2 protein-coding genes are annotated in these 703 nt (G+C 71.4%); both read right to left on the bottom strand.

From position 1 onward, the window contains the following. The coding region (locus tag FK268_RS24425; protein WP_158636209.1) for a hypothetical protein at nucleotides 1-340 on the bottom strand (340 nt) is incomplete at its 3' end. Beyond that, entirely contained in the window at nucleotides 319-543 is a 225-nt protein-coding gene (locus FK268_RS24420) for a hypothetical protein (protein ID WP_146488465.1), read from the bottom strand. The genes FK268_RS24425 and FK268_RS24420, both read right to left, overlap by 22 nt. Nucleotides 544-703: the final 160 nt, after the last annotated feature.

The following is a 703-nucleotide window of genomic DNA, read 5'->3' as shown; positions in this document are numbered from 1 at the left end:
CGTGGTCAAGGTCGAGCGGCTCCCCGACCGGAACCCATTGCAGCCAGACCGCGTCAGCGGTCTCCCAGGTGCGCATCCGTCCCGGCATCGGGCAGGTCGGCTGGCTGCGCGCGTGCGTCTCGGGCGCAGGCTTGCCGCCGAGGTCGGCCCGCATCGCATACAGCTCCCGGCGCCACGACTGAACCTGCTCCGCGAGACGTTTGTGGACGAGGGCGGCCTGCTCGCGCTGCGCCGCGAGGATCGTGCTCTCGATGTCGAGGTCGGTGCTCGCCGCGGAGACGGTCAACTCGACAGTGCCGCCGCCGCGGACGAGATCGGTCAGGGTTCGGGTCTCGGACACCAAGGCTCCTTGCTCATGGGATCGGCGTCGCGCCAGCGGAGTCCATTCACGAGCCCATGCGCGAGGGCGGGCAGCGCCAGGGCCGGGGTGTAGAGGGACTGCCACTCGGGACTGAGGAGCGCCGCACCGAGGCCGGCGACCGGGAGTAGCGCCGCGGAGACCGCGGAGGCGAGCAGGGCGGTGCGCTCCGCTGCGGCGGTCACCGCTTACCTTCCGCGTCCTCGGGCCAGATGGCGCGGTGCTCATCCTCGGCATACCACGCCGCCGTGGTGTAGCTGCCGCTCTTCGTGTAGACGGAGCCACGACCTCGTAATGCGCTGCCCGAGAGGCGGACCTGTCCTCCTGCCACGCCCCACAGCCGCA

It is taken from the genome of Tsukamurella sputi (genome assembly GCF_007858445.1).
In the GTDB taxonomy this organism is placed as follows: domain Bacteria; phylum Actinomycetota; class Actinomycetes; order Mycobacteriales; family Mycobacteriaceae; genus Tsukamurella; species Tsukamurella sputi.
This window is presented reverse-complemented; position numbering and strand designations above follow the sequence as displayed.